The sequence below is a fragment of the Acidobacteriota bacterium genome, from assembly GCA_026393755.1.
Taxonomy (GTDB): domain Bacteria; phylum Acidobacteriota; class Vicinamibacteria; order Vicinamibacterales; family JAKQTR01; genus JBAXOX01.
The window spans coordinates 1-21,862 of sequence record JAPKZO010000016.1; the positions used below are offsets into that span (position 1 = coordinate 1).

General features: G+C 64.9%; 15 protein-coding genes and 1 pseudogene. 6 read left to right on the plus strand and 10 right to left on the minus strand.

From position 1 onward, the window contains the following. From NTV05_05395 to NTV05_05405, 3 genes are all read left to right on the plus strand, one after another. Nucleotides 1-1,792, plus strand: a 1,792-nt coding sequence (locus NTV05_05395) for an AAA family ATPase (GenBank protein MCX6543832.1), incomplete at its 5' end; no start/stop codon positions are given. Nucleotides 1,793-1,824: 32 nt separating this feature from the next. Next, a complete protein-coding gene (locus NTV05_05400; GenBank protein MCX6543833.1) occupies nucleotides 1,825-2,982 on the plus strand; it encodes a galactose mutarotase in 1,158 nt (385 codons plus the stop codon). Nucleotides 2,983-3,140: 158 nt separating this feature from the next. Then, nucleotides 3,141-5,093 carry a CocE/NonD family hydrolase gene (locus NTV05_05405; protein ID MCX6543834.1) on the plus strand — a complete coding sequence of 651 codons (1,953 nt, stop codon included), beginning with the start codon at nucleotides 3,141-3,143 and terminating at the stop codon, nucleotides 5,091-5,093. Between the two features lie 64 nt (nucleotides 5,094-5,157). On the opposite strand, the gene NTV05_05410 is transcribed toward NTV05_05405, so the two are convergent. From NTV05_05410 to NTV05_05435, 6 genes and pseudogenes are all read right to left on the minus strand, one after another. Further along, on the minus strand, nucleotides 5,158-6,219 hold the full coding sequence (locus tag NTV05_05410) for a 3-methyl-2-oxobutanoate dehydrogenase subunit VorB (protein MCX6543835.1): 1,062 nt from the start codon (nucleotides 6,217-6,219) through the stop codon (nucleotides 5,158-5,160). A gap of 59 nt (nucleotides 6,220-6,278) precedes the next feature. Continuing rightward, a complete protein-coding gene (locus NTV05_05415; protein MCX6543836.1) occupies nucleotides 6,279-6,839 on the minus strand; it encodes a 2-oxoacid:acceptor oxidoreductase family protein in 561 nt (186 codons plus the stop codon). 19 nt (nucleotides 6,840-6,858) lie between these two features. After that, entirely contained in the window at nucleotides 6,859-7,575 is a 717-nt protein-coding gene (locus NTV05_05420; protein MCX6543837.1) for a thiamine pyrophosphate-dependent enzyme, read from the minus strand. A gap of 60 nt (nucleotides 7,576-7,635) precedes the next feature. Beyond that, nucleotides 7,636-7,806, minus strand: a pseudogene (locus tag NTV05_05425) (4Fe-4S binding protein). Nucleotides 7,807-7,817: 11 nt separating this feature from the next. Further along, on the minus strand, nucleotides 7,818-8,579 hold the full coding sequence (locus NTV05_05430; protein MCX6543838.1) for a hypothetical protein: 762 nt from the start codon (nucleotides 8,577-8,579) through the stop codon (nucleotides 7,818-7,820). A gap of 225 nt (nucleotides 8,580-8,804) precedes the next feature. Then, nucleotides 8,805-10,706 carry a metallophosphoesterase gene (locus NTV05_05435; GenBank protein MCX6543839.1) on the minus strand — a complete coding sequence of 634 codons (1,902 nt, stop codon included), beginning with the start codon at nucleotides 10,704-10,706 and terminating at the stop codon, nucleotides 8,805-8,807. A gap of 75 nt (nucleotides 10,707-10,781) precedes the next feature. Here NTV05_05435 and NTV05_05440 point away from each other — a divergent pair, with 75 nt between their 5' ends. Continuing rightward, nucleotides 10,782-11,342, plus strand: a complete 561-nt coding sequence (locus NTV05_05440; GenBank protein ID MCX6543840.1) for a chromate transporter — start codon at nucleotides 10,782-10,784, stop codon at nucleotides 11,340-11,342. A 10-nt stretch (nucleotides 11,343-11,352) separates the two neighbouring features. On the opposite strand, the gene NTV05_05445 is transcribed toward NTV05_05440, so the two are convergent. From NTV05_05445 to NTV05_05460, 4 genes are read right to left on the minus strand one after another with little or no spacing between them, the layout of a single operon-like run. Then, entirely contained in the window at nucleotides 11,353-12,246 is an 894-nt protein-coding gene (locus tag NTV05_05445; protein MCX6543841.1) for an NAD(P)-binding domain-containing protein, read from the minus strand. Between the two features lie 10 nt (nucleotides 12,247-12,256). Next, on the minus strand, nucleotides 12,257-13,717 hold the full coding sequence (locus NTV05_05450) for an aldehyde dehydrogenase family protein (protein ID MCX6543842.1): 1,461 nt from the start codon (nucleotides 13,715-13,717) through the stop codon (nucleotides 12,257-12,259). A gap of 33 nt (nucleotides 13,718-13,750) precedes the next feature. Continuing rightward, a complete protein-coding gene (locus NTV05_05455; GenBank protein ID MCX6543843.1) occupies nucleotides 13,751-15,415 on the minus strand; it encodes a serine hydrolase in 1,665 nt (554 codons plus the stop codon). A 40-nt stretch (nucleotides 15,416-15,455) separates the two neighbouring features. After that, entirely contained in the window at nucleotides 15,456-15,827 is a 372-nt protein-coding gene (locus tag NTV05_05460; protein ID MCX6543844.1) for a cupin domain-containing protein, read from the minus strand. 152 nt (nucleotides 15,828-15,979) lie between these two features. Here NTV05_05460 and NTV05_05465 point away from each other — a divergent pair, with 152 nt between their 5' ends. After that, nucleotides 15,980-19,207 carry a S41 family peptidase gene (locus NTV05_05465; protein MCX6543845.1) on the plus strand — a complete coding sequence of 1,076 codons (3,228 nt, stop codon included), beginning with the start codon at nucleotides 15,980-15,982 and terminating at the stop codon, nucleotides 19,205-19,207. A gap of 156 nt (nucleotides 19,208-19,363) precedes the next feature. Next, a complete protein-coding gene (locus NTV05_05470) occupies nucleotides 19,364-21,577 on the plus strand; it encodes a TonB-dependent receptor (protein ID MCX6543846.1) in 2,214 nt (737 codons plus the stop codon). Nucleotides 21,578-21,862 lie beyond the last annotated feature (285 nt).

Consider the following 21,862-nt stretch of genomic DNA (forward strand, 5'->3'; position numbering starts at 1 on the left):
GCGCGCGCGATCGGGCACACTTGATCCCCTGGTGGGCCGCTCCAGCGAGCTGCTGCGCACGCTCGAAATCCTGTGTCGAAGGCGCAAGAACAATCCTGTATTCGTCGGCGACGCCGGCGTCGGCAAGACGGCGCTGGCGGAGGGACTCGCCCAGCGGCTGCTGAACGAAGACGTGCCGGACCTGCTCAAGGGTGCGGAAGTCTTCGCGCTCGACACCGCAGCCCTGCTGGCGGGCACGCGATTTCGAGGCGATTTCGAGGAGCGGTTCAAAGCGGTCATCGCGGCGTTGATGGCCCGCCCGCTGCCGATTCTCTTCATCGACGAGATCCATTCTACCGTCGGCGCCGGCGCCACCACCGGCGGCACGCTCGACCTCGCGACGCTCATCAAGCCGGTGCTCACCTCCGGCGAACTGCGCGTCGTCGGGTCGACGACGTTCGAGGACTTCAAGCACATCGAGAAGGACCGCGCGCTGGCCCGCCGCCTCCAGAAGGTCGTCGTCGACGAGCCAACGATCGACGAGAGCGTTTTGATTCTGAAGGGCCTGCGCAGCCGGTACGAAGCCCATCACAGCGTGCGGTATGGCGATGACGCGCTCGACACGGCCGCCAGACTCGCCAAGCGGCATCTTCGCGACTACAAGCTGCCGGACAGCGCCATCGACATCATCGACGAGGCGGGCGCCAGGCTTCGGCTGACCGCTCCCCTGCCCGACGCCGGCCCGGAACCGCGGACGGTCTCACCCGACGACATCGAGGCCGTCGTCGCGCGCATGGCCCGGATCCCGGAGAAGCAGGCGAGCGCGTCGGACCGCGAACGGCTCCGCACACTCAACGAATCACTGCAGCGGGTCGTGTTCGGACAGGACGAGGCGGTCGCGCTGGTGACCTCCGCCATCAAGCGTTCGCGAGCGGGACTCGGGCAGCCCGAACGCCCGGCTGGCTGTTTCCTGTTCACCGGCCCGACCGGCGTGGGCAAGACGGAGCTGGCGAAGCAGCTGGCGATCCACCTGGGTAACGAGTTCGTCCGATACGACATGTCCGAGTACATGGAGAAGCATGCGGTCGCTCGCCTGATCGGCGCCCCGCCCGGCTACGTCGGGTTCGAGCAGGGCGGCCTGCTGGTCGACGCGATCCGCACGCATCCATACGCCGTCGTGCTGATGGATGAAATCGAAAAGGCGCACCCGGACGTCTTCAATATCCTCCTGCAGGTGATGGACCACGCGACGCTCACCGACAACATGGGGCGAAAGGCGGATTTCAGGCAGGTGATCCTGATCATGACGTCGAATGCCGGGTCGCGCGAGATGAACGCGTCGCTCATCGGCTTCGGCACGACCGGATCGATCGCCGGCACCACCCGGCACAAGGCTCAGAAGTCGCGCGCCAGGGAGGCGGTCGAACGGATCTTCAGCCCGGAGTTCCGCAATCGCCTGGATGCCACCGTCAACTTCAATCCGCTCTCGCCGGCGGTGATGGAGACGATCGTCGAGAAGTTCATCATGCAGCTCGAGGCGCAACTGAGCGAACGCCGCGTGGCCATCGCGCTGGAGCCGGAGGCCCGGAGTTGGCTGGCGCGCAAGGGCTACGACCCGCTTTACGGGGCGCGCCCGCTGGCACGGGTCATCCAGGCCGAGGTGCGCGACAAGCTCACCGACGCCATCCTGTTCGGGGCGCTCGAGCACGGCGGCACCGTCCGCATCGGCCTCGTGGAGGACGCGCTGGCGTTCGCGTACGAGACGGCCCGCCCGGCACCGGCTCCCGCGTCCTCTCGGACCACGGTCGCCTGACCGCGCGGCCTCTCGCTCGAAGGAGCCTCATCATGCCTGCATCGCGAACGGGAATCGCCATCACGGCCTGCGCTGTCCTTTGTCTCGTGTGTGTCACGACGATGGCGAGCGCGCAGGCGACGCCCTCTGGACAGGCGGCACGTGTGGATAAGGCCAAGTACGGCGTGACCAAAGACGGCGCAGCCGTCGACGTCTACACGATGACCAACGCCAAGGGCATGATCGCCAGGATCATCACGTTTGGCGCGCTGCTGACCGAACTGCACGTGCCCGATCGCACAGGCGCCATGGCGGATGTCGTGCTCGGCTTCACAACGCTTGAGGGGTACGAAGGCCCGAACCCGCACTTCGGCGGGACCATTGGTCGTGTGGCAAACCGGATTGCCAAAGGCAAATTTCGGCTTGGCGGCCAGGAGTACACGCTGGTCACCAACAACGGGCCCAATCACCTGCACGGCGGCAACACGGGCTTCGACAAGCGAATCTGGAAGGCGCAGGCCGTGCCGGCGGTCAACGGCGTGGCGGTCAAGTTTGTCTACGTCAGTCCCGATGGCGAGGAAGGCTATCCGGGAACGGTGACGGCCTCGGTCACCTATACGCTGACGAACCGGAACGAAATCCGCCTGGATTACACGGCGACCACCGACAAGCCGACGCCCATCAAGCTGACCAACCATAGCTACTTCAATCTCGCGGGCGACGGGGCCGGCGACATTCTCGGCCACGAACTCACGCTCATGGCCGACCGCTTCACGCCCGTGGACGCCACGCTGATTCCGACCGGCGACATCGCGACGGTTCGCGGAACCGTCATGGACTTTACGCGGGCGACCCCTATCGGCGCGCGCATCGACCAGGTGCCCGGGGCCGCGCCCGGCGGCTACGACCACAACTACGTGCTCAACCACGGAGGAGGCGTGCTCGCGCTGTCGGCCACTGTACGCGAGCCGACCTCAGGACGGATCATGGACGTGCTGACGACCGAACCCGGCGTGCAACTGTACACGGGCAACTTTCTCGATGGCACGATCACGGGCAAAGCCGGCGTCGCCTACAAGAAGCACTTCGGATTCTGCCTCGAGACACAGCACTACCCCGACTCGATCAACCATCCCGCGTTTCCGCCGACGGTCCTCGCGCCCGGCCGGACGTTCAGGTCGACGACGGTCTATCGGTTCTCGGCGAGGTAGCGCGCTGACGAACGTCGTGCCATCGTCCCGGGACACGAAGGTCCATTCCACCGTCGTGTGACCGCTGTCGGCTGCAAGTCGATGCTGGCAGGGCCCTTTGCCGCTCGGTACGCCGATGCCCCTGCCGGGTGTAGACTCGTCGGAACCCGGGAGCCCACATGCACACGTGCCGCCGCTATCTGATCTCGACGGCCCTCGCCGTCATCGCCGCCACCATCGTCGTCGTTGCGCAGCGTGGGGCGGGCTTGTCGCCCGATCAAGCCGCCGCCCGGCTCTCGATTGAACAGGAGCTCGCGTCGATCGCCGTCATCGAGCGCAAGGTCATGATGCCGATGCGCGACGGCGTGCGACTCGCGACCGACGTCTATCGACCGAAGGACTCGTCCAGGAAGGTGCCGACGATCCTCGTGCGCACGCCCTACAACTTCAACTACTGGGATGTCCGCAGCGGCGTCCCGCGCGACATGACCGCCGCCCTTACCGCCGTCAAACGCGGCTACGCCTACGTTGACCAGAACGAGCGCGGTCACTTCTTCTCGGAGGGGAATTACGACATCCTCGGCCCGCCGCGTTCGGACGGTGATGACGCGCTCACGTGGATCGCGAAGCAACCGTGGTCGAACGGCAAGGTCGGCACGACCGGCTGCTCGTCGACCGCGGAATACCAGATGGGCGTGGCCGCGACCGGGAACCCCGCGTTCGCCGCGATGAACGTCCAGGGATTTGGCGCCGGAGTCGGCCGCGTCGGCGGCTACTACGAACAGGGGAACTGGTACCGCGGCGGCGCCGTGCAGATGCTGTTCATCAGCTGGATCTACGGCCAGCAGAATCAGGTGCGGCCGATGTTCCCGCCCGGCACATCGCAGGAGGATCTGGTCCGGGCCTCGAAGTCATTCGATTTGGCCCAGCAGCTGCCGCCAGTGGACTGGTCGAAGGCGCTGTCGCACCTCCCCACCCAGGACATCATTAAGGCCGTAGACGGGCCGCACGGAGTCTTTGCCGACGCCATGCCCGTCGCGACCGGCGGGCGGATGATCCAGCGCACGCCGAACGATCCGGCGTGGTACAAAGGCGGCCTGTGGCACGACGACATGCCGCTCAACGTGCCCGGCCTCTACTTCATGTCGTGGTACGACGTCTCGGTTGGTCCCAACCTCGCCTTGTTCAATCACGTGCGGAAGACCGCGACACCGGAGGTCGCCAGTCATCAGTGGGCGATCATCGCGCCGACGACTCATTGTGGTTACACGCGCGCGACCGCTGACACGATCGTCGGCGAGCGCAGCATGGGCGATGCGCGGCTCAACTACACCGAGATCGTGAACGCCTTCTTCGATCAGTTCGTGAAGGGCGAGAAGAGCGATGTGCTCGCTAAGCTGCCGAAGGTGACGTACTTTACGATGGGCCTGAACAAATGGCAGACGTCCGATACCTGGCCGCCCACCGGCGCCCAGCCGATGACGTTCTTCCTCTCGAGCGGCGGCAAGGCCAACACGCTCGACGGTGACGGCGCGCTCGCGTCAGCCGCGCCGGCGCAGGATGCACCGGACGCATTCCCGTACGACCCGGCGAACCCGGTCACGTCGTACGGCGGCAATGTCTGCTGCACCGGAAATGCGGTGACGGGCGGCGCGTTCGACCAGCGCAAGATGGAAGCGCGACCCGACATCCTGGTGTATACGTCAGCGCCCTTCGCGACAGACACGGAAGTGAGCGGACCAATTGAACCGACGCTCTACGTCTCGTCAGATGCCAGGGACACGGATTTCACCGTGAAGGTGATCGACGTCTATCCTGATGGCCGCGCGTACAACCTGGACGAGTCGATTCAGCGCATGCGTTATCGCGACGGCTACGACAAGCCGCTCGTGTGGATGGAGCCGGGCAAGGTGTACAAGGTCACGCTGCAACCGCTGACGACGAGCAATTACTTCGCGGCTGGGCATCGGCTGCGGATCGAAGTGGCAAGCAGCAACTTCCCGCGCTTCGACCGCAACATGAACACGGGCGGACGCAACTACGACGAAGCGACCGGCCGCGTCGCCCACAACGTGGTGCACCACTCCGCGCAGTACCCGTCGCACGTGACGATCACGGTGGTGAAGCGGTAGGACAGGGTCTAGAACGGCGAGAAGCCGCGCGGCCGTGATCGACCCGCCAGGCCGGGCTCCGGACTCAGACTGGGACCGCGGCGATCCGTTCCACGTTTTCGGCAAGCTCTTCGGCAGACATGATCATGCCGCCGACGCGGCCGAAGAACTCGACCGGGCGCCGGCCCGCGACCACCGCGCGAACGTCGTCCAGCATCTGTCCGGTGTTCAGCTCTGTCACCAGCACCCGGTCGGCTCGCTCAACGGCGCGCGACAGCGCTTCGGCCGGGTACGGATACAGGGTGATGGGACGGAACAAGCCGACCTTCAGGCCCTTCTCGCGCAGCGCGTCAATCGACGTGCGGCTGATGCGGGCCACCGTCCCGTACGCCACGATCAGCACGTCCAGCTTCTCGTCGGCCCGGTAGGTCTCGTGCCGAACCTCGCTCGCCATCGCCTGATATTTCCGCGCGAGATCCCAGTTGTGCCGCTCGAGATCTTCGGGATTCAGGTAGAGCGAGTTGATGATGTTCGGCGCGCGCCCGTGCGCTCCGGTTGTCGCCCAGGGCTTCTTCGGCAGGTCGGCGGGCTCGATGTGGCGCGTGAACTCGACCGGCTCCATCATCTGACCGATCAATCCGTCGCCGAGGACCATCACGGGCGAGCGGTACTTGTCTGCCAGGTCGAACGCCTCCATCATCAGGTCGGCGGCTTCCTGCACCGTGGATGGCGCCAGCACCAGCAGACGATAGTCGCCATGGCCGCCGCCCTTGGTCGCCTGACGGTAGTCGGCCTGTGACGGCAGAATGCCGCCCAATCCCGGGCCCGCCCGCATGATATTGACGAACACGACCGGCAGTTCGCTGGCGGCGATGTAGGACATCGCTTCCGCCATCAGCGAGATGCCCGGGCTCGACGAGGACGTGAAGCAGCGGCAGCCGGCGCCGGCTGCGCCATAGAGCATGTTGGACGCGGCCACTTCGCTCTCGGCCTGCACGAACGTGCCGCCGACCTGCGGCAGCCGCCCGGACATGTACTCGGGAATCTCGTTCTGCGGCGTAATCGGATACCCGAAGAACAGCCGGCAGCCCGCCTGGACGGCGGCCTCGCCAATGGCCTCACAGCCTTTCATCAATTTCTTCGCCATGCATCCTCTCCGGAATGACGGGCACCAACATCGGGCACGGCATGCCGTGCCCCTACGCGCTAGCGCCCGGCGGGCACCGCGGCGTAGGTCTGCCCGACCTCGAAACCCTTGTCCAGGCACACGTGATTCAACTGCACGATCTTCGGGCGGCTCGCGAACTTCTCCGCCAGCGTCGCCTTCACCAGGCCGAGATCGACCAACCCGGACGCCCCGAGGAACGCCCCGAGCGCGACCATGTTGGTCGCCTTCGCACTGCCCGCCTCCAGCGCGATCTGGTTGGCCGCGACGGGCACGACGATCAGATCCTTGCGCACGGCATCCCGGTTGATCAGGCTCGTATTCACGACCAGGATCCCGCCCGGCCGGACGGCCGGCTCGAACTTGTCAATCGACTGCAGGTTCAGGACCACGGCGCCGTGCGGACTGCGCGAGATGGGCGAGCCCACCTGCCGATCCGACAACACCACCGTGCAGTTGCAGGTGCCGCCTCGCATCTCGGGCCCGTACGCCGGCATCGACGTGACTTCGAGCCCGCCCTTCAGGCCTGCGTACGCGAGCAGCTTGCCGATCAGCAACACGCCCTGGCCGCCGAAGCCCGCCATGATGATTTCGCTGTACATGATCTCCTCCGGCCTCTCGTCAGTGCGCGGCTTCCGGCACCTTCACGTCACCCACGGGGTAGTAGGGCAACATCTGATCCGCCAGCCATTCACACGCCTCGCTTGGCTGCCGGCCCCACCCGGTCGGACACGTCGACACGACTTCGACCAGTGAGAAGCACACCTTGTCGATCTGGAACTTGAAGGCCCTGCGGATCGCCTTCTTGGCGTTCATGATGGCCTTGGGCTCGTGGACCGACACGCGCGTCAGGAACGCCGGCGTGCGCAGCGTCGACAGGAGCTCGACCACGCGGATGGGATAGCCGGCCAGCGTGACGTCGCGTCCGGTGGGACAGGTCGTCGCGATCTGCCCCGCCAGCGTGGTTGGCGCCATCTGTCCGCCAGTCATGCCGTAGATGGCGTTGTTCACGAAGATGACCGTGATCTTCTCGCCGCGATTGGCCGCATGGACGGTCTCGGCCATGCCGATCGAGGCCAGGTCGCCATCGCCCTGGTAGGTGAACACCACCAGGTCGGGGCGGCCGCGCTTGATACCGGTCGCCACGGCCATGGCCCGGCCGTGCGACGCCTGCTGCATGTCGCAATTGAAGAAATCGTAGGCCAGCACCGAGCACCCGACTGGCGCAATCCCGACGGCCTGCTCGCGCACGCCAAGCTCCTGCAGCACCTCACCCACCAGGCGATGGATGACGCCGTGCGTGCAGCCGGGACAGTACGTAAACGGCCTGGTTGTCAGGCCATCCGTCCGGACGGTGGTCTTGCCTCTGTTCTCGACCTGGACAGCGGTGTCCGGGCACACGAGCAGGCAATAACGGCACCCGTTGCAGTCGTCGACACGCGCCACGCTGGGGTAGAAATACCCCTTGACGTTAATGTCGGTCGACATTTCCAGCACCCGCGTCGGGCAGGCGTGCACGCACAACTCGCAACCCTTGCAGCGATCAACGTCGATAATCGGGGTCGGCACTCGTCACCTCACTACAGCACGCTGGAACGCCGGCGTCCGCCCGGCGGTTGTCTATCAATTGGCGGCGTGATCCGCCTGTTCAAACGCAGCAGCGGCCAGTCCCGGCCGTCACTGCCCTGCCATCCGTCCATCGCCATCTCTTCCATGGCGGCCCAGAAGCGCACCGGCAACCCCAGCTCGCGGCTCGCCGCATCGGCGAGCTCGAGCCCGATGCCAATCACCTCACGCGTCGTCTCACTCATCAGGTGGGTGTTGGCCACCAGTCCATTCACGCGGAGCTTCGAGGCCTGTTCCACGTCGCGCAGCATCCTGATGATGCTCGGCACGTCTTCGGCGAACGGCCGATTGCCGTTGATGACAAACAGCACGTCAGTCACGGCGGGATTCCGCAGCCCGCCGATCGCACCGAGCACGCGCGCGCCGACATCGGCGCCGCCGGCATCGACAATCACCCGGCGCAGCCCCGCCTCCGCCTGACCGATGGCACCGGCGACCTCGGGCACGAGAATGGGTAAGTCGGCGTAGAACTGATCCCCATGCGGCGCCACCAGATCGACGCCGTGTTCGCCGAGCTCGTCGCGCAGCAGACGCGATCGGAAATACGGCTTGACCAGATCCGCGTCGACCAGCGACACCTTTTCGCCGCGTCCCGCCATCCCGAGCGCCAGATTAACGGCCAGTTCCGTCTTCCCCGAGCCGAAATGGCCAACCAGCACTGTGACCGGCGCCTTGAGGGCATCCAGGGCGGTCGCACGCGCGGAACCTTTGGTCATAGCCGGTCACGAGGAGTGGTCGCTGAACCCGATCGCAGGCGAGAACGCGGCCGAAACCTGGCAGGCCCGCCAGCGGCTGCTGACGAGCGCGCGGAGGCTGAAGTCTCAGCATAACACGCCGAACATATGCGAGGGGCCGATCGGGAACTGTCTGAATGCCGACGGCAACGGAAATCCGCCACCGCCGGCCTTCTGAACACGATCAGTGCAAAAGCCGGTCCTGATTCAACGGATCACGCCGCTGTCGAAAGTACGCCCGTCGAGATCGATCGCCTCGAACGTCACGCCGGACGGCGACACGGTGAACATCAGGTAGTGGCTGGTCGGCGCGAACTTCTTGATGGCCTTGGCCCACGGCGCCGACGTGTCCTGCGGATAAAACGGCGCTCCGGCCCCGCCGCTGATGAATTGGACGATCGGCCGCGTCAGCTTCTTGTCGATGGTGTGGTCAATCATCAGTCTCGCGTAGACGTGCTCGTGGCCAAACATCATGGCGGTCACGCCGTAGCGGTTCGCGATCGCCAGGAACTTCGTGCGCATCGTCAGCACGTCGCCCGATGGCAGGGTCGCATCGTCGAGGCCGCGCCACCACATGGCATCGCCAACGTGCCCGCCGACTGGCAGCACCGGCTCGTGGCCGGCGATAAAAATGTTCACCACGCCACGCTTGCGGGCGGCGGCCAGGTCGCGATCGAGCCACGCCAGCTGGTTCGCCATCACATACCCTTCGCGATTCCCGCCGAGCAGCTTCCACGCCAGGCCCGTGTCGCGCGACGGACCGCCGACGGTAAACCAGTAGTCGAGGTTGAGCATCACGAAGTGGCTGTTTCCGAAATCGAACGAATAGACCGTCCCCTTGTACGGCGGCCCGACGACACCATCGCGGGTCTCGGGTTCCGGAGCATTCCCGGGATTGACAAATCGAGCCGCAAATTCCGCCTCTGACGAATTTTCCCCGAGACGGTCAGTGCTGTAGCGATTGCCCCGAGCGTCGACGTAGAAGCCGTGGAGCGACTCGTGGTTGCCGAAGCCCTCGTAGATCGGCATTTCGTGGGCCACTGGATCATTGACCTGTTTCCACGTGTCCAGCATCATCCGAAAGTTCTCGACGCTCGAGGTGTAGCCTGCTGTCAAATCGCCGGCGTAAAGGGCGAACGCGCTGCCACGACGGTAGCCATCGGCCATCAGCCGCGGCTCCACCGCGGCGTTGACGCCGTTGAAGTTGTTGAACCCGCCGCCGGATGACGGGCGGCCGTCGGACATGAACATGAACTTGAAGCTGCCGCCAGACACCGGCGCAGCCGTGAACCGATACAGACGTCCCGTGTAAGCCACAGGTCCGTCAGCCCTATGAAAGACGAGTACGCGGTACTGGTAGCGCACGCCCGGCTTCAGGCCTTCGATCTTCACGACAGGGTGATCGGATGGCGCAGACGTCTTGAACTCACCGATCTTGCGGGCGGCGTCGCCGGTCCAGAGCTCGACGACACCTGCGGCTGGAGTATCCGTGTTCCACGACACGAGCGCCGAACCCGTTGTCACCTGATCGATGACCGGCCCCAGCACGACTGATGTGCGCTTCTCGTACCGGCCGTTGACAACCGCGAAATGGACGCGGGCTTCGAAATAACGTGCGGCCGCCGTGCGGGAATCGTACAGCTCGATACGGACGTAGGCGTCGGCTTCGCGGACGCCATCTTTGGCCGTCGGCAGGAGCCACGAATCGAGCCGGCGGAGATCGATCGCGACGCGATGACTGGTCGAGGGCTCCGTGTTCAGCTCGCGCACCGACACGGACCATAGCGGAGTGTCGATGGCGGTCGATGGGTTCAATGCACCGACATAGAGACGACCGGGGGGTGTCGCCACCGCGGTTTCAAACGCCACCTCGGCCGTGCCGTCCTGATTGATGGTGATCGACGGCGGCGCTTTCAGCATCCGGTCGTCGGACTCGACGGGCTTGAGATCGGCGAGGCTGGCCGGCAGGGCCGGCTGCGGCTTCCCCTGGGTCTGCAACGCCCTCCCGGTCGCCGCCTGGCTCCCCTGCGCTCCCCACCACCCCACTGCCAGTGCCATCGCGATCAACGCCGCCTTACCCCAACGACGCAGCGAGCGCTTCGGCTCCATCGGATCTCTCCTGCTTCTCCTGCCAGTTCATCCAGGTTGAATCGCCACCCACAGCCTCATGATAACCTCTGCCGCATGACGATCCTCTGGAAGATCTTCGTGGTGTTTACGCGGGTGGCGCTCTTCTCGTGGGGCGGCGGGCCGGCGTCGCTGGCGCTGATGCAGCGCGAGACGACCGCCATCGGATGGGTGAGCCCGGCCGAATTTGCCGATGCGGTCGCCGTGGGCAATGCGCTTCCGGGGCCCATCGCACCCCAGGTGTCGGCGTACGTGGGCTACAAACTGGCTGGCGTGCCAGGGGCGGTCGCGGCCACCACCGGGACGGTGCTGCCGACAACACTCCTCATGCTCGTGATGGTGGTGTTCTTCTTCGGCGTCAAGGACAGCCCCGCCGTCAAAGCCATGCTCAAGGCCGTCCGGCCGGTAGTCGTCGGCCTGCTGCTCTGGACGGCATACGACATGGGAAGAACCGTCTTCGGTCTCGAACGGACGACAGGCCTGACGGCGGCGCTCGTTCAGGGATGGGACCGCGTGCTGCTCTGCGTGGTAGCTCTCGCGCTGCTGACGCTGACCCGGATCAACCCGGCGTTCATCATTCTCGGGGCGGCCGCGCTCGGATTCGTCGCGTACCGATAGCTGATTCGGGTTACTCCCGGTCGAGCCCTGCCGCGTCGAATACCGCGGTCGCGAGCGCCGAATAGTCGTCCTCTCCCCGCCCGGCCGCCATCATGGCGCTCACGTACTGCTGGACGACCGCGGCCACCGGCGCAGACACGGCGAGTTCGTGAATCGTCTGCATGACGATGCCAAGATCCTTGTGGTAGAGCTTCGTTTTGAATCCGGGCACGTAATTGCCTTTGAGGATGCGCTCGCCGTGCACGTCGAGCACGCGGCTGGCGGCAAATCCGCCCATCAGCGCCTCGCGGACCTTGGCCGGGTCGATGCCCGCCTTGCGCGCGATCGCGAAGGCCTCGCCAACCGATGCCAGGGCGCCTCCGATGCAGATCTGGTTGCACGCCTTGCACACCTGGCCCGCGCCAGACGGCCCGATATGTACCACGCGCTCGGGGTTGCCCACAGCGTTGAAGATCGGCCGCACACGCTCGAGGGTGGCAGCATCTCCGCCAACCATGATCGACAGGCTGGCGTTGATGGCTCCGATCTCGCCGCCGCTGACCGGGGCGTCGAGCATCTGCACGCCGCGCGCCGCCGCCTTCGCGGCCAGCTCGCGTGAGACGGCCGGCGCAATCGTGCTCATGTCGACGATGACACTTCCCGCCCGCACGGTCTCGAACACGCCGCCCGGCCCTTCGAGGACCGCTCGCACATCTGGCGAATCCGGCACCATGGTGATGATGACGTCCGACTGTCCCGCCACGTCGGCCGCCGTTGCGGCGGCAGTGGCGCCGGCCTCCACGAGGATGTCGACGGGCGGGCGGCTGCGACTGTTGACGACCAGCGAGAACCCCGCCTTCAGCAGGTTCAGCGCCATGGGTTTGCCCATCAAACCGAGACCAATGAAGCCAATTCGATCCGACATCACACTCTCCCTAATACCTCAGATACACCGTCTTCCAGTCGGTATAGAAATCCAGCGCATTCGGTCCCTGCTCCTTCGGGCCGAAGCTGGATTGCCTGGTCCCGCCAAACGGCAACTGGTATTCCACGCCCGCGCTGGGCAGATTGACCGTCACCAGGCCGGCTTCGATCCGATTGACGAAGTCGAACACCCGGCCTACATCCTGGGTTTGCACCGATGCCGACAGCCCGAATGGGACATCGTTTGCGAGCCGCATCGCATCATCGAAATCGCGGGCCTTGAACACGGCCAGCACCGGGCCGAAGATCTCGTCCTGGGCAATCGTCATCCGTTCGTGAACGTCGACAAAGACCGCCGGCTCAACGAAGAACCCGTGATCGCAGGGCGGCTGTTCGAGGCGCCTGCCGCCGCAGGCCAGCGTCGCTCCCTCGCGTACGCCCGCAGCAACGTACTGCAGCACAGTGTTCAGTTGATCCGCGTCGATGGCCGGCCCGATCTCTGTCGCCGGGTCCATCCCAGGGCCGACTTTGAGCCCGCGCGCCCGGGCCACGAGACGCTCGACGAATCGATCATGGATGGGCGCCTCGACGATCACCCGGCTCGTGGCGGTGCACTTCTGTCCCGTGGACGCGAACGCACCGTTGATCGTGTTGTCTACCGCGCGTTCGAGATCCGCGTCGGCAAGCACCACCGTCGGATTCTTCCCGCCCATCTCAAGTTGAACACGGAGGCGGCGGCCGACGGCCTGATCGTAGAGGGTGGCGCCAACTGCGCACGACCCGGTGAACGAGACGGCTCGGGTCGGATCCGCCTCGACCAGCGCGTGTCCGAGCTCGCGCCCCGGCCCCGCGACGAAGTTGACGACGCCGGCGGGGACGCCGGCTTTGACGAGCGCGTCGACAAGCCGCCAGCTGCTCAGTGGTGCGGCCGAAGCGGGCTTCAGCACAACGGTGTTGCCGGCGACCAGCGCAGGCGCGAGTTTCCAGGCAGGAATGGCGCTCGGGAAATTCCACGGGGTGATGAGGCCGACCACGCCGAGTGGCTTGCGGATCGCGAACGAGAACACGCGATCGCGTTCCGATGGCGCCAGCAGCCCTGGCTGCCTCGCACCTTCCCCGCCGAAGTACCGGAAAATGTTGATCGCGCGACGGACCTCGCCCCGCGCCTCGGGCAGCGTCTTGCCTTCCTCGCGTGTCATGTCGGTGGCGAGTAGCTCGAAGGATGCGTCGAGAATCTCGGCGGCTCGAAAGAGACACTCGCCCCGGCCTGGGGCGGGCATGCCGGCCCACGCCGGAAACGCCCGAGCGGCCGCGTCGACCGCGGCCCGCATGTCGTCGGCTGAACCCCGCGCAAACAGGCCGACCAGTTCGCGAGTATCGGCGGGATTGCGGTCTTCGATCCAGCCCCGGCCCGCGACGAAGCGGCCGTCAATCAGATTGAGGAACTCGGTGGAGGCTGTCGCGACCGTCATCACATGCTCCTGTTCGGGCACCGGCTGCCCGCACTAGCGCCTGACAAAACGCAGGTGCCGGACGCGCCCCGCGTAGATGCGCAGCCCATCGACCGAGCCGGCGGCACCGCGTGTGAATCGGATGATGTTGCCATCTCCTTCGAAGGCGTCCTGGAAGACCGGCGTCAGGGTGAAGCGCTGGGCCGGCCGGAATCTGACTTTTAGCGACTCGGCTTCGACATAGAACAGGTACGTGACGCCCAGTTCCTCGCAGAAGTACTCACCGGCAAAGGCGGCCAGCTGCGCCGGAGTTGGGGCGAAGGGCTGCTCACGATCCCAGATGCGCGGCTTCGTCCGGCTGTCGCGGTCAAGCAGGCGCGCGGCCGGCTCAGAGGTCGGCCACGCGGGTCTCTCGCCGTCTGCCGCGCCCAGCACCGACACGGTTCGCGCCCCGTCGCCGGCCGACAATACGCCGACGCCGGTGGGGATGAGTACCTGGCCGCCGATACGCAGCGTCTTCTTGTCGTTGTCCCACGCCACGCGCACAACCGCATCGGTCGCGCGTTCTCGATAGAGACCGGCCACCTGTGCGAGGGCGCCGGCCGGTACGGTGACGGACGCCGGCACCGGCACGGCCTTGAGCGCGCCGGCCAGGAACACATCCGCCACTTGATGGGCATACCCGCCGGGATTGGTCCCTGTGGTGTTGCACAACACCGCCACCGACAGGCGCTCGTCCGGCCATCTCGCCAGGAAGGTCTGATAGCCACCGGTGGACCCACCGTGGCTGACCTCGCGTACGCCCCGGTAGTCGGTAACGACCAGGCCCTGGGCATACTCGTTCTCGAACCCGTCATTCAGTCGACCGCGCTTCTGGAGTTGGTCGACCATCTCCTTGCCGCCGACGCGTGGGCGATCGAGGTTCTCGTTCCAGATGAGAAGGTCGCCAACCGTCGTCAGCAGCCCCCCGTTGCCGATGACATTCGTGAACGGCATGTTCGTCCGGAACTGGCCCCCCGCATCTGCCCGGTACGCCGTCGCCCGGTCGGGTACGATCTTCGTGAAGTCGTTCAGGCTCTTGCCCGACACGCGCTGGACGATCACGCCAAGGAGCGTAAAGGCAGTGTTGTTATAGAGATACTCGTCGCCGGGCTTGAAGTTGAGCTCCTTGTAATGGCTTACCAGCTCGAGAATTTCGTCGACGGTATGGACCGCCATCCCCGGCGGGCGGCCCGCCAGCGAGAGCATCGGCCACTGGCTGCGAAGGCCGCTCGTGTGATTGAGCAGTTGCTGAATCGTGATCGGGGTGCCGAAATCAGGCAGCTCGGGCACGTACTTGCGAACGGGATCCTGGCGCGAGAGCTTGCCGTCGATCGCCAGCAACGCGATGGCCGCCGACGTGAACTGCTTGGCGACGGAGCCCGACTCGAAGATCGTATCGGGCTTGATCCGGACACCGTACTCGAGATTGGCCATGCCGTAGCCGCGCGTGTAGACGACGGTGCCCCGCTCCGACACGCCGACCGCGCAGCCGGGCGTTCCGCCGCGATCCCACCGCTCGAAGATGCGATCGATCTGGGTGGCCACCGACTCGGGAGCTGTCGCCGTCTGGTCTGGCACTGACACCTGGGCGCGTGGATGAGCAGCCAGCAACGCCGCGATCGAACAAGTGACCAGGACACCTCGCTGCAGCCACCGGCAGTTCGTCTCGTGCGTCATCGTGAACGTCTCCCTCTCTGACGTAACGTTGATTGACCGCCTATCGGCCCTCTCGCAATCTGGCGACCGGGATCCCGCATAGGAACTTAAATGGCGTCTCTCCTGCATTCGCGTACTGATGTACGGCATCCGGTGGCACCAGGACGACATCGCCTGGCTTGAGGTCGTGCCACACGCCGTCCATCTGCACACGGCCCGTTCCCTCGACGACGAAGTTCTCGTGCTCGTACGGGTGAGCGTGGTGCGGCGAATGACCGCCCGGCGCCAGTTCGATCATCCGCAGCGCGTACACCGGCGCCCCGTCATGCTGATCGTCTATCAGCCAGCGGATCGTCGCGCCCTTGGCTTCCCCGCTCACCGTCTCAGCTTCCATCGACGTGTAGTGACAGACCTTTCCGCGTGTGCCAGCCATCGCAATCCTCCTCGGGGCTGACTGTATAGCAGATCCAGGCCCGGCGCGAAACACCAGCATCCGGGACAGCTGGCCCGCCTGGGCGCACACACAGTAGAATCCCGAGTGCGTTCGACACCTCTCTCGTCGCGTTCATGGAGCGGATCTGACTTATGAAAACCCTGCTTGCCTCGATCGTTTGTGTGCTGGCCGTCAGTGTGTCCATCGCATCCGCGCAATCCGGACCGAGCTGGCTGCGTTACCCCGCGATCTCGCCGGATGGAAAGACCGTGGTCTTCACGTACAAGGGCGATCTCTACCGCGTGCCCGCCACCGGAGGCACGGCCGTCGCCCTGACGACGCACGAGGCGCAGGACTTCATGCCCGTCTGGAGCCACGATGGGAAACAGATCGCCTTTGCGAGCGACCGCTTCGGCAACTTCGATGTGTTCATCATGCCGGCAGAGGGCGGCGAGGCCAACCGGCTCACGTTCCATTCGGCTCACGAGTATCCGTACGCGTTCAGTCCCGACGACAAGAGCATCTATTTCGGCGGCGCGCGCCTCGACACCGCCGCCAACCGGGGATTTCCGACCGCCTCGCAGCCGGAGCTCTATCGCGTGCCTGCCGACGGCGGCCGGGTGGAACAGGTGCTGACGACGCCCGCGGAGGACGTGAAGATCAGCAGGAACGGGCAGCTGCTGCTCTACCAGGACAAGAAGGGCGGCGAGAACATCTGGCGCAAACACCACACGTCGGCGATCGCGCGTGACATCTGGGTCTACGACATGCCCACCGGTGCGCATCGGAAGATCACGACGTTCGCGGGAGAAGATCGCAACCCGGTGTTCACCGACAACGACACGGCGTTCTACTACCTCAGCGAGGAGAGCGGATCGTTCAACGTCCACAAGATGAGTCTCCAGGGCGGGAAGTCGCAGGCGGTGACCTCGTTCAAGAAGCAGCCGGTCCGCTTCCTGAGCGCGGCCGATTCGGGCACGCTCTGTTTCGGGTACGACGGCGACATCTATACGCTCAAGGCGAACGGGCAGCCGCAGAAGATCAACGTGGCGATCGCGGCCGACGCCAGAAACAACAACGAGAGAGTGCTGCCGGTGACCAACGGCGCCCGCGAAATGGCTGTCTCGCCGACTGGCAAGGAGATCGCCTTCACGTTCCGTGGCGAGGTGTTCGTCACGAGCGTCGAGGGCGGCGTCACCAAGCGCATCACGAATACTCCTGAGAACGAACGCAGCATCGCCTGGTCTCCCGACGGCAAGGCCATCATCTACGCCTCCGAGCGCGCAGGGCGGTGGAAGATCTACGAAACGCGCCGTACGCGCGACGAAGAGCCGTACTTCTATGCGTCAACTGTGCTCAAGGAAACGCTGGCCATTCCGACCGAGCGTCAGGCCACACATCCGGTGTATTCGCCCGATGGCAAGGAGATCGCGTACGTCGAGGATCAGTCGACGCTGAAGATATTCAACCTCGAGACCAAACTGAGCCGCGTCTTGCTGACCAGCAAGGAATTGGACGAAGGCGAGCAGTACTTCCAGTGGAGCCCTGACAGCAAGTGGATCCTCTTTGACTACTCGGTCCCTGGCCTGGCGCCCGGCGAAGTGGGCCTGGTCCGAGCCGACGGCAAGGGCGGCGTCACCAACCTGACCCAGAGCGGCTTCAACGACAGCCGGCCGCGTTGGATCCTGGGCGGCAAGGCCATGCTGTGGTTCAGCAACCGCGACGGATTGAAGTCGGTGGCGCAAGGCGGCGGTGCGCAGCAGGACGCCTATGCCATGTTCTTCACGCAGGATGCGTGGGATCGGTACCGCCTCACCAAGGACGAGTACGCGCTGGTCAAGGAGGCCGAAGACAAGAAGGACAAGCCCAAGCCCGACGCCGCCAAGGACAAGGCCGATGCGACCAAGGACAAGGAGGTCAAACCCGAGGAACTCGTGATCGAGTTCGATGGCTTCAGCCTTCGCAAGGCGCGCGTGACGATCCACTCGTCGTCTTTGGGCGATGCGCTGGTGAGCAAGGACGGGGAGACGCTGTACTACCTGGCGCGATTCGAAAAGGGCCTGAACCTCTGGTCGACCAATCTGCGGACCAAGGACACGAAGATGGCCGTCACGCTGAACGCGACGAGCGGACGCCTGGAATGGGACAAGGACCAGAAGATCCTGTTCCTGCTGGCCGACGGGACTCTCTCGAAGATCGATCCGGCTGGCGGCAAGCGCGACCCCGTGCCGTTCAGCGGCGAGATGCTGCTCAATGCGGCGGCGGAACGACGCGAGTCGTTCGAACACGTCTGGAAGACTGTGAAGGATTCGTTCTACACCGCGGGCTACCACGGCGCCGACTGGGACGGCCTCAAGGCCGTTTACCAGAAGTACCTGCCGCATATCGGCAACAACTTCGAGTTCGCTGAGATGCTGGCGGAGATGCTGGGCGAACTCAACATCAGCCACAGTGGAGCCAGCTATAGCGCTCAGGCCACCAATCCTGACGAGACCGCCTCGCTGGGCCTCTTCTACGACTCCGCCTACAGGGGTGTCGGCGTCAAGATCGAAGAGGTCATCAAGGACGGGCCGCTCACCAAGGCCGGCATGAACATCAAGCCTGGCATGATTCTCGAGTCCATCGACGGCGAGACCGTCGCCGCCGACAAGGACCTGGCACAATTCCTCAATCGCAAGGCCGGCAAAAAGACGCTGCTGGGGGTTCTGGACGGCGCGAAGAAGACCGAGGTCGTCGTCAAGCCGATCACACCCGCCGAGGAGAGTCGACTGCTCTACGCGCGGTGGGTGCGCCGAAACCAGGACGAAGTCGACAGGCTGAGCAATGGCGAACTGGGGTATATCCACGTGCCCGGGATGAACGATGGTGCGTACCGTTCGGCCTACGAAGAGGTGATGGGCAAGTTCGCGACGCGCAAGGGCGTTGTGATCGACACGCGCTTCAACGGAGGCGGCGACCTGGTGGCCGACCTCGCGATGTTCCTGAGCGGGAAACGCTTCTTCGAATACGCGAGCGATCGGCGCACCAATGGCTACGAGCCGAACTTCCGGTGGACCAAGCCGAGTATCTCGCTGGCCAACGAAGCCAACTACAGCGATGGTCACTGCTATGCGTACACGGTGAAGGCGCTGTCACTCGGGAAACTGGTGGGCATGCCAACGCCAGGCACGTGCACGTTTGCCGGGTGGGAAGCGCTGCCGGACGGCATCAGGTGGGGCGTGCCCCACACCGGCGTCAAGGACTCAACGACCGGCAGGTACCTCGAGAATCAGCAGACCGAACCTGACATCAAGCTGATGAACGAGTATGCCGTTGCGAGCAAGGGCAAGGACCAGCAGCTGGAGGCTGCCGTCAACGCCCTGCTGAAAGAGATCAAGTAGAAGCAGGTCGCCCGCGGATTACAATAGGCTGCGCCCGAGGCGTCGAGCTCGACGGCTCCCGGGGCCCCGCGTCTGGCCCGCCCGGGGATCGCCTTCGTTGCCTTCGGCCCCAGCCGTGCGAGCCCCCGCAGATCCCCGGTCCCCGTTGAGGCGTATATGACACACCGTTCCGTCGCCCCGGGTTCAATGTTCCTTCGCTACCCTGCACGCCTCGCGACCCTGGCCGTTTTCATTGTGGCGGGCCAGTTGGCGATCGGGCCCGCCACCGCTCAAACGCTTTCCCCGGCGGGACAACCACAGAGCGCTCCGCCTCCAGGCGCAAGCGATCCTCAGAAGCCCGCCCCGCCCGCTCCCCCAGTTGGTCAGGTGAAGCCGGACGAACAGCCTCAGCTTCCCACGATCACCTACGACGTCGTCGTCTCGGCGCCGCGCATGGAGTTGCCCTTGAAGGAGGTACCCGCGGCCACATCGGTGGTCGAGGCGGACACGCTCAAGGCGATGCCGCGCGGGATTGGCGCGGAGGAAGCGTTCAAGCTCGTGCCGGGCGTCAAGATCGACAACCAGGCCGATGGCGAGCGGGTGCACGTCTCGATCCGCGGCCAGGGATTGCTGACCGAGCGCGGCGTGCGCGGCATCAAGGTGCTGCTGGATGGCCTGCCGCTCAATGATCCGACGGGCCTGGCGCCAGACCTGTTCGATGTCGACTGGCTCACGGTGAGCCGGATCGAAGTCCTGCGCGGTCCTTCGTCGGCGCTCTACGGCGGCGGCGCGGCGGGCGGTGTGATCAACATTACGACGCGGGACGGCGCCGAGGTTCCCGTGGCTGGGGAAGCCACGCTGTCGCTCGGCTCGTACGACTTCTGGAAGGGTCTGGCGGAGGTGGGCGGTACCAGCGACAGGCTCAACTATCGCCTGTCGGTCTCCCGCAATTCCGGCGATGGCTATCGCGTGCACACCGCATTCGATTCAACCAACATCTACGGCAAGCTGCGCTGGACGGCCTCACCGACGTTCCACCTGACGGCCATTGCCGCCAATACCGCCTTCTTCAATCAGAACGCGGAGGGTCTGAGTCTGGTCTGGCTGCAGCAGAGTCCGAAGCTGCCCAACCCTGATGCGCTCACGTTCAACGAATATCAGCGCACCGAACGGTTCACCACGGGCGTGTCGGGTTACTGGGCGATGACGCAGAGCAACGAGGTGACTTTCAGTGCGTACCTGCGCCACTGGAACTGGCGGGAATCGGTACCTTCGTCGGTACAGCACCGGACGTACAACACGCCTGGCTTCATCCTGCAGTATGCGAATCACCGGACATTCCACCGCTTCACCAACCACGTCACGATCGGCACCGACGTCGACTGGCAGGGAATCGACGACGTGAAGTACGCGAATCTGGGAGCCGCGCTGGAAGGCACGACGCGACTGGCAGATCAGCGAATCGATCAGCGTAGCGTCGGCATCTATGCACTCGACCGTGTCGAATTCCCGTCCGGATGGGCGCTGACGGCCGATATCCGGAGCGACTGGCTCCGCAATTCGCTCAGCGACAACCTCTCGAGCAGATTCATGGATCTGTCGGGCCAGCAGAACTTCGGCAAGACGACGGGACGCGTGGGCGCGTCGTACAACATCACCCCGGAGGCGGGCCTGTACGCGAGCTGGGGCCAGGGCTTTCTGCCGCCAACAACGGAGGAACTGTCCAATAATCCCGACCATCTCGGCGGGTTCAACGCCAACCTGGTGCCGGCCACTTCACAAGGCGAGGAAGTAGGTGCTCGCGGGCACGTCGGCAGCCGACTCTCGTACGACGCGACGTTCTTCAACCTCAACACCGACAACGATTTCGGTCGGTACCGAGTTGCCTCACGCTCGCTCGAGACCTTTTATCGCAATGCCGGCTCGAGCCGGCGCTACGGCATCGAAACCGCCGTCGGCTGGTTCCCCGTGTCGGGCCTGGCCATCCGCGCGGCCTACACGTGGTCGAACTTCAAGTACACGAATGTCAAGAGTCTGTTTGGCGAGTTCTCCAATTCCGTCATGCCCAATTCGCCGGCGCATCAGTTCTACGCGGACGGTGAGTACACGTGGAACGCTCACTGGGTGTTCGGCGTCGGGACGGAGATGCAGAGCGGGTGGTTCGTCGACCAGTCGAATGTCGCGAGCGTGGATGGATTCACGCTGGTGAATCCGCGCGTCGCCTACCGCTGGACGGGAAGGGGCTACCGCGGCGAGATCAGCTTGTCGGCCCGAAACGTGTTCGGGCAGCAGTACATCGCCTTCACCGAGCCCGATCCGGACGGCAATTCGTACCAGCCAGGGCCGACGCGCGAGGTGTTCTTCGGAATTCGGATCTTGCTGGGACAGTAGGATGACGAGGGGTCCGTTCTGCAAGGACCAGCAGTTGGAGGCTGCCGTCAACGCCTTGATGAAGGAGAACAAGTAGCCGCAAGAACATCAGCGCATCGGCGTCCTCGTTGGGACAGACGCCTGTTCAGGCGGGATCCGGCAGAACCGGGTCCCGCCGCCGTCACCTGTTCGCGCTGACGTCCAGCTGAAGCCCGTCCCACCCACCCCGCCATTCCTGGCGGCATTCCCTGTGCGTTTGTGTACAGACGACTGCGTGGTCCATGGGCCATTCTTAAGGCTCAAACG